Raw genomic sequence first — 204 nt, 5'->3', positions numbered from 1 at the left:
TACATGTTCGACCCGTCAGCAATAGGCAGGTAGGTAATGTCCGTGGGCATAAAGCTTGTTGAGTCTATCGGCGTAAAACCTGCGGCGTACAAGGTCAGCAAACACATGTCGGCCCTTAGCCCGCACGGTGGTTTTTCACTCTTCGTCGCCTGGTATACCCGCAAAGGCCCACATTCTTCATGATCCTGGCCACACGCTTGTGGT

It is taken from the genome of Corynebacterium sp. HMSC073D01, assembly GCF_001815555.1.
Lineage (GTDB): Bacteria > Actinomycetota > Actinomycetes > Mycobacteriales > Mycobacteriaceae > Corynebacterium > Corynebacterium glucuronolyticum.
This window is presented reverse-complemented; position numbering follows the sequence as displayed.